9 protein-coding genes are annotated in these 13,248 nt (G+C 72.7%); 5 read left to right on the plus strand and 4 right to left on the minus strand.

Features of this window, described 5'->3' with window-relative positions:
- Positions 1–61 precede the first annotated feature (61 nt).
- Positions 62–982: a bestrophin family protein gene (locus MKK68_RS18010; protein WP_244032084.1), complete on the plus strand. Its 921-nt coding sequence runs from the start codon at positions 62–64 to the stop codon at positions 980–982.
- 25 nt (positions 983–1,007) lie between these two features.
- On the opposite strand, the gene MKK68_RS18015 is transcribed toward MKK68_RS18010, so the two are convergent.
- The gene (locus MKK68_RS18015) at positions 1,008–1,538 is read right to left on the minus strand and encodes a GNAT family N-acetyltransferase (protein WP_244032086.1); all 531 of its coding nucleotides are present in this window, start codon (positions 1,536–1,538) and stop codon (positions 1,008–1,010) included.
- 88 nt (positions 1,539–1,626) lie between these two features.
- Positions 1,627–1,833: a hypothetical protein gene (locus MKK68_RS18020; RefSeq protein WP_147729034.1), complete on the minus strand. Its 207-nt coding sequence runs from the start codon at positions 1,831–1,833 to the stop codon at positions 1,627–1,629.
- A 335-nt stretch (positions 1,834–2,168) separates the two neighbouring features.
- Between MKK68_RS18020 and MKK68_RS18025 the strand changes: the two genes are divergently transcribed.
- Positions 2,169–7,019, plus strand: a complete 4,851-nt coding sequence (locus MKK68_RS18025; protein ID WP_244032089.1) for an NAD-glutamate dehydrogenase — start codon at positions 2,169–2,171, stop codon at positions 7,017–7,019.
- Positions 7,020–7,407: 388 nt separating this feature from the next.
- Here MKK68_RS18025 and MKK68_RS18030 read toward each other — a convergent pair whose 3' ends face one another.
- The gene (locus MKK68_RS18030; RefSeq protein WP_147842309.1) at positions 7,408–8,583 is read right to left on the minus strand and encodes an MFS transporter; all 1,176 of its coding nucleotides are present in this window, start codon (positions 8,581–8,583) and stop codon (positions 7,408–7,410) included.
- A 293-nt stretch (positions 8,584–8,876) separates the two neighbouring features.
- Between MKK68_RS18030 and MKK68_RS18035 the strand changes: the two genes are divergently transcribed.
- Complete coding sequence (locus MKK68_RS18035) at positions 8,877–9,341, plus strand: hypothetical protein (protein WP_244032097.1); 465 nt, start codon at positions 8,877–8,879, stop codon at positions 9,339–9,341.
- A gap of 76 nt (positions 9,342–9,417) precedes the next feature.
- Here MKK68_RS18035 and MKK68_RS18040 read toward each other — a convergent pair whose 3' ends face one another.
- Positions 9,418–10,665: a deoxyguanosinetriphosphate triphosphohydrolase gene (locus MKK68_RS18040; RefSeq protein WP_244032099.1), complete on the minus strand. Its 1,248-nt coding sequence runs from the start codon at positions 10,663–10,665 to the stop codon at positions 9,418–9,420.
- Positions 10,666–10,828: 163 nt separating this feature from the next.
- Here MKK68_RS18040 and MKK68_RS18045 point away from each other — a divergent pair, with 163 nt between their 5' ends.
- Entirely contained in the window at positions 10,829–11,155 is a 327-nt protein-coding gene (locus MKK68_RS18045; protein ID WP_147728759.1) for a HesB/IscA family protein, read from the plus strand.
- Between the two features lie 201 nt (positions 11,156–11,356).
- Entirely contained in the window at positions 11,357–13,246 is a 1,890-nt protein-coding gene (locus tag MKK68_RS18050) for a hypothetical protein (RefSeq protein ID WP_243937515.1), read from the plus strand.
- Positions 13,247–13,248 lie beyond the last annotated feature (2 nt).

Consider the following 13,248-nt stretch of genomic DNA (forward strand, 5'->3'; position numbering starts at 1 on the left):
CGGCGCGCCGTGCCGCACGGCCGATGACGGGAGCGACCCGCTTCGGCTAAGCCTGCCATCCATGATCGTTCGCCCCCGTCCCAACCTCTTCGCCATCCTGTTCACCCTGCGCGGCTCGATCCTGCCGCGGGTGGCGCTGAAGGTCCTCGGGCTGACGGCCTTCGCCGCGCTGGTGGTCGCGGTCGAGCAGCGCGTTCCGGAACGGTTTCCGGTGACGGCCGGGATCGGCCCGTTCACCCTGATCGGGCTGGCGCTCTCGATCTTTCTCAGCTTCCGCAACAACGCCTGCTACGAGCGCTGGTGGGAGGCCCGGAAGGCGTGGGGCGCGCTGATCGTCGAGATGCGCGGCTTGAGCCGGACCCTGGTCGCCCTCCTGCCCGGCCCCGAGCACGATGCGGTCCGCCGCACCGGTCTGCGCCGGCTCGCGGGCTTCGGCCACGGCCTGCACTCGCGGCTGCGCGGCCTCGACGAGGCGGCCGCCGTCGCGCCCTGGCTGCCGCCGGGCGAGGTCGCGCGCCTGCGCTCCTGCCCGAGCCCGACCGATGCGGTGCTCGCCGGCCTGACCCGCGACCTCGCGGGCGCGTATCGCGACGGGCATCTCACCGACGTGCTGTTCGGCGTCCTCGAGCGCAAGGTCTCGGACCTGTCGGCGATCCATACCGCCTGCGAGCGGATCCACGGCACGCCCCTGCCCTTCGCCTACACCCTGCTGCTGTACCGCACGGCGTGGCTCTACTGCCTGTTGCTGCCGTTCGGGCTGTCGGCCTCGCTCGGCTGGGCGACGCCGGTCGCGACCATGCTGGTGGCCTACACCTTCTTCGGCCTCGATGCGCTGGGCGACGAGCTGGAAGAGCCCTTCGGCCTGGAGGCGAACGACCTGCCCCTCGATGCGATGCTGCGCACGGCCGAGCGCACGGTGCTCGACGCCCTCGGCGAGCCGCTTCCGCCCGCGATGGAGCCGGTGCGCTACCGATTGGATTGAGCGTGCGGGCCGGCGACCGTCTCGCTCACGTCCGCGACGGGGCCGCGTCCGGCCCGGGCCCGAGCCGGCGATGCATCAGCACCGTGCCGAGCCAGCGCCCGTGCTTGTGGCCGACGTTCTCGAGCACGCCGGCATGCGCGAAGCCCAGGCCCGCATGCAGCGCCACCGACGCCTCCGAGCCCGGATCGGTGATCACCGCCACCATCACCCGCGCGTCGATCGCCTCGCAGGCCGCGATGAGCACCGCCAGCAGGGCGCGGCCGATCCCGACACCGCGCGCGGCCTCGGCGACGTAGACCGAATCCTCCACCGTCGAGCGATAGGCCGCCCGCGCGCGATAGGGACCGGCATAGGCGTATCCGCAGACCGCGCCGTCGCGCTCGGCGACGAGGTAGGGATAGCCGTCCGCGACGAGCGCCATCCGCCGCCGCGCCATTTCGGCCAAAGTCGGCGGCTCGGTCTCGAAGCTCGCGGTGCCGTTCGTCACCGCGTCGGCGTAGATCCGGGCGATCGCGGCGATGTCGGCGTCGACGGCCGGGCGCAGGTCAGGCGTCATCGATCCGCTCACGCAAAAAAGGGGCCGGCGCGACGGCGCCGGCCCCTGCGGTCGATCGTTCGGCGATCCCTTCGGGACCGCGCGGCGATCACTCGGCCGCGGTCATCTCGGCGGTGAAGTGGCCGCACCAATCCTGCGAGGCCACCACCGGCCACAGGCCCTTGGACTCGGGAGCCGGCTGGCTCACCGGCGGGTTGAAGCGGCACAGGCCCTGATCGCCGACGGCGGAGGCGCCGTTGGTCTTGTGGTCGTCGAAGAAGCGGCAGCTGTTGCAGGAGGCGTTGGTCGAGGTCATCGGGTTTCTCCGGTTCGGGCGTCTGTCGCGGGCTGTCGGAACCGTCGCCGGCTCCGTCGTCCGTCTGCAGTTCTTAATTAGAACAGCTCCAATATGGCGTCAACCGGCGAGTCCCGGCGCGGTTCCCGTTTTCGAGCGCGACCGGTGGAAACCGGTACGGCGCGCAGGAGCAACGCCGGACGGCAGCGGCGCCCCTTCCAGAAACGCCGGTCGTCACGGCCCGCCTGTCACCCGGCGCGGGCCTGCGAGCGGCGAGCGTCATCGACTCGCCATGGGCCCTCCCCTAACGTCCGGGGCGGGACCGGCGTCGGTGCCGGTCCGGAGGGTCCCCGCCCATGGTGCTGGAAACCGAATCGGCGCTGGAATCGGCCACCGCCCTGGCGACGAGCGAGGCGAAATCCGCCCGCACCGACCTGATCGAGGCGGCGGCATCGATCGTGGGCGGCCGCGGCGGACCGGGCGGCTTCGTCCGCGACCTGTTCGGCCGGGTGCCGCCGGAGGACCTGGCGCCCTACCCGGCCGAGGCGCTGGCCGATCTCGCGATCGCCGCGCGGGCGCATCTCGCGGTGCCGCGCGCCACGGGTTCGGCGGCGAACCTGCGGCTCGTCGACGTCGCCGTGCCCGGCCCCGGGCGCACCCGCGAGCTGACCGTCGTCGAGGTCGTCAACGACAACCGCCCCTACCTGCTCGACTCGACCCTGGCGGAGCTGACCGAGCAGGGCCTGACGCCCCACCTCGTCGCCCACCCGATCCTCGGCGTCGAGCGGGACGCCGACGGGGCGCTCGTCCGCGTCGTCGGGGAGACCACGGCGGACGCCCACGGCGCCCTGCTGCGCGAGAGTTTCATCCACATCCACCTCGACCGGCTCGACGCCGGCGAGGCGCGCGAACGCCTCGAAGCCGGCCTCGCGCAGGTCTTTCGCGATGTGGCCCTGGTCACCGACGACCACGACGCGATGCTGGCCCGGCTCGGCGCGCTCGCCGAGGGCTACGGCCGCAATCCCCCGCCGCTGCCCGAGGGCGAGGTCGCCGAGGCGCGCGCCTTCCTCGAATGGCTGCGCGACGGCCACTTCACCCTGCTCGGCATGCGCGAGCACGCGCTGCCCGGCGAGCGGGCGGCCGAGGCCGAAAGCCTCGGCATCCTGCGCGATCCGGGCCTCGCCGTGCTGCGCCGCGGGCGGGCGCTCGTGGACATGACGCCGGAGATCGTCGCGTTCCTCGAGGAGCCGCACGCGCTGATCATCACCAAGGCGAGCCTCAAGGCCCGCGTCCACCGCGCGGCGCATCTCGACTACGTCGCGGTCAAGCTGTTCTCCGCGACGGGCAAGCTCACCGGCGAGGTCCGCATCGTCGGGCTGTTCACCGCCGCGGCCTACACCGCGCTCGCCCGCGAGGTGCCCTATCTCCGCGGCAAGGTCACGGCCGTGGTCGAGAAGGCCGGCCTCGACCCGACGAGCCATGCCGGGCGGGCGCTCCTCGCCGTGCTGGAGACCTACCCGCGCGACGACCTGTTCCAGATCGACGTGGACCGGCTGTTCCGCTTCACCCTCGCCATCGCCAACCTCGCCGACCGGCCGCGCATCCGCGTGCTGTCGCGGACCGACCGGTTCGGGCGCTTCGTCTCGCTCCTCGTCTACGTGCCGAAGGACCGCTACGACTCGATCGTGCGCGCCCGCATCGGCGCCTATCTCGCCCAGGAATACGGCGGCCGGCTCTCGGCGACCTATCCCGACCTGCCCGACGGGCTGCTGGCCCGGATCCACTACATCGTCGGGTTCTCCGAAGCCGGCGCGCCGGAGCGCGACCCCTCGGTGCTGGAGGCCGGCATCGCCGCCCTGGTGCGGACCTGGGGCGACGCGCTGCGCGCCGCGCTCACGGAGGCCATGGGCGGATCTGAGGCGCGGGCGCTGGCCGTCCGCTACGGCGAGGGCTTCTCCGCGGCCTACCGCGAGAACTTCTCCGCCGAGGTCGCCATCGCCGACATCGCCATCCTCGAATCCCTGTCCGAGGACCGCTCGCGCGCCGTCGCGATCGACCGCCGCGACACCGACCCGGCGGCGCAGGTGCGCCTGAAGGTGTTCTCGCGCGGGGCGTCGCTGCCGCTGTCCGACCGGGTGCCCGGCCTGGAGAACCTCGGCTTCCGGGTGATCAACGAGCGGACCTACAGCGTGCTGCCGGCGGGGAGCGACATCAAGGTCTGGCTGCACGACATGCTGCTGGAGCGCGCCACCGGTGCGGCCATCGAGATCGGCCCGCTCGAGGCGCCGCTGGAGGCGGCGATGCTCGCCATCGCCGCGAACCAGGCCGAATCCGACGGCTACAACCGTCTCGTGCTGGAGGCCGGCCTCGCCTGGCGCGACGTGGCGCTGCTGCGCGGCCTCGGTCGCTACCTGCGCCAGCTCCGCGTGCGCTACGGCCAGGACTATCTCGCCGCGACCCTGAGCCAGCATCCCGGCATCGCCCGCCAGCTCGTCGCGCTGTTCCACGCCCGGTTCGACCCGGCCGCCGGGGGCGACCGCGGGGCCGCCGAGGCGGCGGTTCGCGAGGGCATCGAGGCGGCGCTCGCCGACGTGACCAGCCTCGACGAGGACCGGATCCTGCGCCGCTTCGTCAACCTCGTGGAGGCCGCGGTCCGCACCAACTTCTTCCAGAAGGCCGCCGACGGCACCCCGCGCGAGACGATCGCCTTCAAGTTCGCCTGCGCCAAGGTGTCGGGCATGCCGCTGCCGCGGCCGTTCTTCGAGATCTTCGTCTATTCGCCCCGCGTGGAAGGGCTGCACCTGCGCTACGGCTACGTCGCGCGCGGCGGCCTGCGGTGGTCCGACCGGCCGGAGGATTTCCGCACCGAAATTCTGGGGCTGGTGAAGGCGCAGCAGGTCAAGAACGCGGTGATCGTGCCGGTGGGCGCCAAGGGCGGGTTCTTTCCCAAGCGCCTGCCGCCGGCCTCGGATCGCGCCGCGTGGCTGGCGGAGGGCACCGAGAGCTACCGCATCTTCATCCGCACGCTCCTGGAGCTCACCGACAACTTCGTCGCCGAGGGCATCGCGCCGCCGGCCGACACCGTGCGGCACGACGCCGACGACGCCTACCTCGTGGTCGCCGCCGACAAGGGCACCGCGACCTTCTCCGACATCGCCAACGCGCTCTCGCTGGAGCGCGGGCACTGGCTCGGCGACGCCTTCGCCTCCGGCGGCAGCCAGGGCTACGACCACAAGGGCATGGGCATCACCGCCCGCGGCGCCTGGGAGGCGGTGAAGCGCCACTTCCGCGAGATCGACGTCGACACGCAGTCCGATCCGGTGACGGTGGTCGGAGTCGGCGACATGTCGGGCGACGTGTTCGGCAACGGCATGCTGCTCTCGCGCACCCTGAAGCTGGTGGCGGCCTTCGACCACCGCGACATCTTCCTCGATCCGACGCCCGACATGGCGGCGAGCTTTGCCGAGCGCAAACGCCTGTTCGACCTCGGCCGGTCGAGCTGGGCCGACTACGACAAAAGCCTGATCTCGGCCGGCGGCGGCGTCTTCTCGCGCGCGCTCAAGGCGATCCCGCTCTCGGCCGAGATCCGGGCCGTGCTCGGGTTCGAGCGCGCCTCCGCCTCGCCCGCCGAGCTGATGCAGGCGATCCTCAAGGCGCCCGTCGACCTGCTCTGGTTCGGCGGCATCGGCACCTACGTCCGCGCCACCACCGAGACCGACGAGGAGGCCGGCGACCGGGCCAACGACGCCGTGCGCATCACCGGCCCGGAGATCCGCGCCAAGGCGGTGGGCGAAGGCGCCAACCTCGGGCTGACCCAGCGCGGGCGCATCGAGGCGGCGCGGGCCGGCGTCCGGCTCAACACCGATGCGATCGACAACTCGGCCGGCGTCAACACCTCGGACGTCGAGGTGAACATCAAGATCGCGCTGATGACCCCGGAGCGCGACGGCCGCCTCGATGCGGATGCCCGCAACGCGCTCCTCGTCGCGATGACCGACGAGGTCGCCCACCTCGTGCTGCGCAACAACGAGCTGCAGACGCTGGCTCTCTCGCTCGCCCAGCACCGCGGCCTCGGCGAGGCCGGCTTCGCGATGCGGACGATGCAGGCGCTGGAGGCGGAAGGCCGCCTCGACCGCGCGGTCGAGTACCTGCCCGACGACGCGACGCTGACCGAGCGCATGCGCCGCGGCGAGGGCCTGACGCGGCCGGAATACGCGGTGCTGCTCGCCTACGCCAAGCTCTCGCTCTACGACGCGGTGCTGGCGAGCCCGGTGCCGGACGACCCGTACTTCGACCGCGAGCTGCAGCGCTACTTCCCCAAGGCCCTGCGCGAGCGCTTCCCCGATGCGGTGAGGGGACACCGTCTGCGCCGCGAGATCATCGCGACGGCCTTGTCGAACATCATCGTCAACCGCGGCGGCATCTCGCTCGTCACGCGGCTGACCGACGAGACCGGGGCGGACGCCGCCACCATCGCCAAGGCCTACGCCGTGACCCGCGACGCCTTCGGCCTGATGGAGCTGAACGCGGCCATCGACGGGCTGGCCGGGCGGATCGGCGGGCAGGCCCAGATCGGCCTCTACGCCGAGGTGCAGGACCTGCTGGTCAACCGCATCGTCTGGTTCATCCGCAATCTCGACCTCGCCAGCGGCATCGCGCCCCTGGTGGCGCGCTATCGCGACGGGATCGCCGCGGTGCTCGCGTCCCTCCCCGGCGTCCTCGGCGCGGAGGCGAACGCGGCGATCGAGCGGCGGCGTGCCGACCTCGTCGGGCAGGGCATGGATGCGGAGCCGGCGCTCCGCCTCGCCTCGCTGCGGGCGCTGACCTCGGCGCCCGACATCGTTCGCGTCGCCGGCACCAGCGGGCGGCCGGTCGCGGAGATCGCGGCGACGCACTTCGCGCTGGAGCGGGAATTCTCCCTCGACGCGCTCGCCGAAGCCGCCCGCGCGGCGCCGGTCTCCGACACCTTCGACCGCGTCGCGCTCGAGCGGGCGGTGGCCGGCATCTCGACCGCGCACCGGCAGCTCACCGCCGAGGTCGTCGGCGACATCGGCGCCGGCCCGGAGGCGGTCGCCGCCTGGGGCAAGGCCCGCGGCCCGTCGCTGGCCCGCATCCGCAGCGCGGTCGACGCCATCGCGGCCTCGGGGCTGACGGTCTCGAAGGCCACCGTCGCCGCGAGCCTGCTCGGCGACCTGGCACGAAGCTGACGCCGGATCGAGGACATGAAAAAGCCGGCCCGGCGCATGCGCGGGACCGGCTATTCAGGGGCCGGGAGGTTCGTATCGCAGGCTCAGAACGGGCCCATCCGCATGTCGAGCATGCGCTGGTTGTGCTCGAGCCAAAGGCGGAGCATCTGCGAGAACAGGCCGGGCTTCGGGGCAGGTTGGGTCATGGATCGCTCTCCGTGGGGCGACGGCCGCAGGGCCGTCCGTTCGCTCCGAAGATGCCGATCATGGTGCGCCGCAACAATGGACAAGGTTGCACTTCGCGCATGCATCGGGCGCATGTGTGTAGCCAAATATTAACGGTTCGGCGTTGTCGCATGCGTGAGCGGCAGTATCCTGCAACCAGAGCGATAGCGTCCCCGCGGCGCGATCAGCCGGGGTGGACCGGCGCCGGCAGGACCGAGCGCGTCGGCCCCGACATCGCCGACAGCGCGAGGCCGAGCCCGAGGGCTGACACCGCGGCAGCGATCAGCGGCAGCTGGCCGTAGCCGACGCCCGCGGTCAGCGCGACGCCGCCGAGCCAGGCGCCGGTGGCGTTGCCGAGGTTGAACGCGCCCTGGTTCAGGGTGGAGGCGAGGTTCGGGGCATCGCTGGCCGCCTCCACCACCCAGATCTGCAACGGCGAGACCAGGGCGAAGGCGAGCCCGCTCCAGACCACCAGCGCCGTCAGCATCGCGATCTCGAAGCGGGCGACGCCCGCCAGCAGGGCGAGGACGGCGATGAGGCCGAGGAAGCTGCCGATCACCGTGGCGGTGAGATTCCCGTCGGCGAGGCGGCCGCCGATCAGGTTGCCGGCGGTGAGGCCGATGCCGGCGACGAACAGCGCGCCGGTGACGCCGCGGGCGCTGAGCCCGGTCACCCCCATCAGGAGTGGCGTGATGTAGGTGAACACCGTGAAGAAGCTCACCGAGGACAGGGTCGAGACCAGCATCGGCCGCAGCACCGGCCAGCGCCCGAGCGCCCGGAACTCCCGGGCCAGCCCGCCGCGCGAGCCGGGGAGCCCGGCCGGCACGAACAGCTGGATCGCCAGGCCCGCCGCGACGCCGATCGCCACCACCGCCCAGAAGGTGGCGCGCCAGCCCGCCGCCTGCCCCAGCGCGGTGCCGAGCGGCACGCCGAGCACGTTGGCCAGCGTCAGCCCGGCGAACATCAGCGACACCGCCTGGGTCCGCTTCTCCCGCGGGACGAGATCGCGCGCCACGATCGCGCCGATGCCGAAGAAGGCGCCGTGGGCGAAGGCGGTGGCGATGCGGGCGAGCATCAGCGTCGCGTAGGTGGGCGCGACGGCGCAGGCGACGTTGCCGGCCAGGAACACCGCCATCAGCGCGAGCAGCGCGGTCTTGCGCGGCAGGCCGGCGGTGGCGATGGCGACCAGCGGCGCGCCGATCACCACGCCCATCGCGTAGCCCGAAACCAGGTAGCCGGCCTGCGGGATGGTGACGCCGAAGCTCTGCGCCACCTCCGGCAGCAGGCCCATGATCACGAATTCCGTGGTGCCGATCCCGAAGGAGGCGACGGCGAGGGCGAGAATCGGCAGCGAGACCATGCATGGGCTCCGTTGGCACGGGGGCGAAGGCGCGGGCGCCGATCCCTTTTGTGCGGTGCGGTATGCTCCAACATGACGGATCGCCCTCAGTTGCGGACCGGCGGGCAATGGGATGCAGCCTTGTTCCACGAACGGGTCTCAACCGTCGGGTGCGTCATCGCGCGATCGGCCTGGGATAACCGGCGGGGTGCGTACACTGACGCCCGCCGGGCGGTGCCGGAGCGCCTACCATCGAGGCCGTTGCGCCTGGCGATCCTGCCGAAGCGCCCCTCGGTTTCGGTGGAGACGACGTGATGAAGGCCCTCATCCTGGCGGGAACGGCCCTCGGTGCCGCCCTGATCCTGCTTCCCGCCGGCGCGGAAGCGCGCCCGTACGGCGGCGGCTACGGCGGGCATGGCGGTTTCCGCAGCGCCGGCTTCGTCGAAGCGCGCGGCGGCTACGGCGGATACCGCGGCGGTCTTGCCGGATACCGGGGCGGTTACGGCGGCTACCGCGGCGGCTATGGCCGGGGGATCGGCTACGGCCTCGCCGGCGCCGGGATCGGATTGGGCGTCGGGCTCGCCGCCGGCGCGCTGGCCGGCGGCTACGGCGGGTACGATTACGGCAGCAGCTACGGCTACGGCGGCGGATATGGCTACGGCGGTGGTTACGGCTACGGCGGCTACGCGCCCGCCTACGGCGGCGGGTATGGCGGCTATGGCGGTTATGCGCCCGCATCCTACGGCTACGGCAGCGGCTGCACCTGCGCGGGCTACTGATCGGGCCGGGTGACGAACGCGACAGCGGGCGCTTGGCGGCTCCTCCGTCGCGTCCGCCCCGGCGCGGCGCCCTGCCCTACGGCTCGGTCAGGGGCAATCCGCGGCTCGGCGGGCTCCAGTGGAGGTCGGGCGTCGACGCGTAGAGCCGCCGGTGGGCGAGCACCGCGTAGGTGTCGGTCATTCCGGCGATGTAGTCGGCGATGCGCCGGGCGATGCGGCCGGCCGGTGCGCCGGACAAGCCCTCGCTCCATTCCACCGGCATCCGCGTCGGATCGGCCGAGAACGCCGAGAACAGGTCCGCGACGATGGCGTTCGCCTTCGCCCGCACCGCCATCACCTCCGGATGGCGGTACATCCGCGCGTAGAGGAAGCCCTTGATGTCGGCGTCGGCGGCCGCGATCCCCTCCGAGAACGCGATCACCGGAGCCTGCGCCCTACGGATCGCGGCGACGTCGCGGGGTGCGAGCACGTCCAGGCGGCGCCGGCTTTCCGCGATCACGTCCTCGACGAAGCGCGTGATCACCCGCCGGGCGAGCTCGTGGATGGTGCGCGACACCTCCAGCCCGGGATGCAGGGCGGCGATCTCGTCGAGCAATCCGCGCAGGAACGGCACCGCTTCGAGGTCGGCGAGATCGAACAATCCGGCGCGCAGGCCGTCGTCGAGGTCGTGGCTGTCGTAGGCGATGTCGTCGGCGAGCGCCGCCGCCTGCGCCTCCGGCCCGGCATGGTGCGCCAGTTCCAGGGGGTGCAGCGCGTCGTATTCGAGGATCGCCGCCGCGATGCCCGTGCGCGCGTAGCGCGGGGTCGGGCGACCGTCCGGCTCGAGCAGCGGGCCGTTGTGCTTGACCAGGCCCTCCAGCGTCTCCCAGGCGAGGTTCAGCCCGTCGAAGCCGGCGTAGCGCCGCTCCAGCCGGGTCACGATGCGCAGCGCCTGCGCGTTGTGGTCGAAGCCGCCATGCTCGGCCATGCAGGCATCGAGCGCGTCCTCGCCGGTATGGCCGAAGCAGGTGTGGCCGAGGTCGTGGCTGAGCGCGAGCGCCTCGGCCAGGTCCTCGTCGAGGCCCAGCGCGCGGGCGAGCGCCCGGGCGATCTGGCTGACCTCGAGGGTATGGGTCAGCCGGGTGCGGTAATGGTCGCCCTCGTGATGCACGAAGACCTGGGTCTTGTGCTTCAGCCGTCGGAAGGCGGTCGAGTGCACCACCCGGTCGCGGTCGCGCTGGAAATCGCTCCGCGTCGGCGAGGCCGGCTCGGGGATCAGCCGTCCGCGGGTCGCGCCCGGGTCGGTGGCGTAGGCCGCGCGCCAGCGCTCACCGTTGGCGCGCACGCGGCCTCCCGCCCGGTTCGTGATGTGCTGCCGGCATGGTTCCCTCGCAGTTCGACGCGGCACGCGTTGCGGCGCGCCGTCGTACCCCATATCTTGGGTCGATCACGCGCCGGGCAATCGCCCGCCGCGCCCGGACCCGACAACAGCGCCGATGGCTCTCCCGATGGCCGAGATCACCCTGACCCCCCGCGCCGCCAAGCGCATCAACGAGATCATGGGTGCCGAGCCCCCGGGCGCGCTGCTTCGCGTCAGCGTGAACGGCGGCGGCTGCTCCGGCTTCTCCTACGCCTTCGACATCACCCGCGACCAGGAGGCGCAGGACGTCACGATCGAGCGCGACGGCGCCACCGTGGTCGTCGACCCGGTGTCGCTCGAGTATATGGCCGGATCCACGATCGATTTCGTGAACGACCTGATCGGGCAGTCCTTCAAGATCGAGAACCCGCAGGCGACCTCGTCCTGCGGCTGCGGCACCTCGTTCTCGCTCTGATCTTTCGAGGGGCGCGGCGCTGTCCCGTGCGGCCCCGAGGGTGGTGTCGGAGCTGGTTGCGGTCGCCGGCATCGTGGTGCCGGAACGACAGGCGCCGACAAGCGTGGGTCGCGGCGTGGCGCACCGATTGCCTCGCGCGGCGAAATGCGGGACGACAGCGCCGTCTCCTCGGATAAAACATTCGTCAGCGGTCCGCACACGATGATCAGTCACCGAACGGTCCGCGCCAGCCTGATCCGGGCGGCCCGCCTCTGCCTCTGTGCCGGTCTCGTCCTCGGCGTCGGGACGACGGGCCGGCCTGCGGCGGCGCAGGAGGCGGCCTCGGCGGTCCAGGACGTCGTGCTGGTCGACGTCGCGTTGCCGCTCGGCGACACGGTGTTCAAGGCGGCGCGGATCACGGTCAGCGGCACGCGTCTCTCGCGCGACGACCTGACGGCGATCCTCAAGGCGGATTCGCCCGAGCCCTGGGCGCCCCGCCTCGCACGCCTGGAGGCGGCGAGCATCTCGATCCCGGTCCTCGTCTCCGAACATCCCGGCCCGGGCGGATCGCTGCAGACCGTGACCTATCGCGAGGTCGCGGCGCGCGACGTGCGCGCCGGCCGCATCGCCGAGCTGACCATGGCCGGCGCCGGGGTCTCCGTCACCGGCGCGCACCCGGGGTCGGGCACCTACGGCCGCATCGTCGCCAGCGATCTCGACCTCGCCGCGCTCGTCCGGCTCTCGTCGGAATCCGGCGACGGCAAGGGGCCGGTCCAGCGGATCTACGCCGCGATCCAGGCCTCGGACGTGACCTACACGGAAGCCTCGGGCGTCACGATTCGGATCGCCGGGCTCGAGGGCCGCGATTTCGGCGGACGCCAGGTCCCCGGCGGCTGGAACGGCGCGATGGCCGGGCTCGCCCGCGGGCTCGAGGCCGTCGACCCGGAGATGACGGCGGCCGAGCGCGGCAAGCTCGCGGGAACCGCCGCTGACCTGGCCGACGCCGTCGCGTTCGGCAGCCTCGAGCTGCGCGGCCTCGCCATCAGCCGGACCGGCGCCGGCGAGCCAATGCTGGTCGAGGTCGGGCGCCTGGCTCACGGCGGCACCGGCGCCGAGAGCGGCACGACCCTGGAGGCGATCGCGTTCGCGCAGGGCGGCCTCAAGGCCCGGCTCGCGCGTGTGGCGCTCACCGGCGTCTCCCTCGCCCCGACCATCGCGACCCTGCGCCGCCTCGCCAACCCGGACACCGCCGTCACCGACGAGGAGCTGCGCCGCCTCACCCCCGCGGTCGGCGGCCTGGCGCTGCAGGACCTGAGCCTCGACATGCCGGGCGCCCCGGCCCCGGTCGGCAAGGAGCCCGGCCGGACCGCATCCAGGCCTCCGGCCACCGCCAAGTCCGGCGATCCCCTCGCCACGCCCGCCGCCCCCGGTGCGGCACCGGTCCACCTCGCCCTGCGCAGCGGCGCCCTGACCTTCGGGCCGCTGCGCGACGGGGTGCCGACCGCGAGCCGCCTCGATCTTTCGGGCCTGACGTTCCCCGCGGCAATGGTCGCCGGCATGCCGGTGCTCGGCGCCCTGCCGGATTACGGCTATGCCGATCTCGATCTCAACCTCGTGGTCGATTCCGCCTGGGACGAGGCCAAGCGCGAGGTCGCGGTGCGCGAGATGACGCTGTCGGGCCGCGACATCGGCTCGCTGCGGCTCGCCGGGACGATCGGCGGCCTCGGGCCGGAGCTGTTCGCCTCGCACATCCCGGCGGCGAGCCTGCTGATGCTGACGGCGACCGCCAAGGCCCTCGACCTGACGATCCAGAATACCGGCCTGTTCGAGCGCTTCCTCGCGGCCCAGGCGAAGGCCCTCAGCCTGAAGCCGGAGGAGCTGCGCCAGGAATACGTGGCCGCGACCCAGTTCGGCGTGCCGGCGATGCTCGGGAACTCGCCCGCCGCCCGGGCGATCGGCGCGGCGCTGGGCCAGTTCGTGACGAAGCCCGGCCGCCTGACGATGACCGCGAAGGCAAAGAACGCCGCCGGCCTCGGCTTCGCCGATTTCGGCCTGGCCCGCACGCCGGGTGCGGTGCTCGACAAGCTCGACGTCGACGCCAAGGTGGAGTGAGG

Source organism: Methylobacterium sp. E-016, from assembly GCF_022829745.1.
Taxonomy (GTDB): Bacteria; Pseudomonadota; Alphaproteobacteria; order Rhizobiales; family Beijerinckiaceae; genus Methylobacterium.

Bases quoted from the DNA above. Each gene is read 5' to 3' on its own strand.
- MKK68_RS18010 (WP_244032084.1), top strand. From the start codon at position 62: ATGATCGTTCGCCCCCGTCCCAACCTCTTCGCCATCCTGTTCACCCTG.
- MKK68_RS18030 (WP_147842309.1), bottom strand. From the start codon at position 8,583: ATGGTCTCGCTGCCGATTCTCGCCCTCGCCGTCGCCTCCTTCGGGATC.
- MKK68_RS18035 (WP_244032097.1), top strand. From the start codon at position 8,877: ATGAAGGCCCTCATCCTGGCGGGAACGGCCCTCGGTGCCGCCCTGATC.
- MKK68_RS18045 (WP_147728759.1), top strand. From the start codon at position 10,829: ATGGCCGAGATCACCCTGACCCCCCGCGCCGCCAAGCGCATCAACGAG.
- MKK68_RS18025 (WP_244032089.1), top strand. From the start codon at position 2,169: ATGGTGCTGGAAACCGAATCGGCGCTGGAATCGGCCACCGCCCTGGCG.
- MKK68_RS18050 (WP_243937515.1), top strand. From the start codon at position 11,357: ATGATCAGTCACCGAACGGTCCGCGCCAGCCTGATCCGGGCGGCCCGC.
- MKK68_RS18020 (WP_147729034.1), bottom strand. From the start codon at position 1,833: ATGACCTCGACCAACGCCTCCTGCAACAGCTGCCGCTTCTTCGACGAC.
- MKK68_RS18015 (WP_244032086.1), bottom strand. From the start codon at position 1,538: ATGACGCCTGACCTGCGCCCGGCCGTCGACGCCGACATCGCCGCGATC.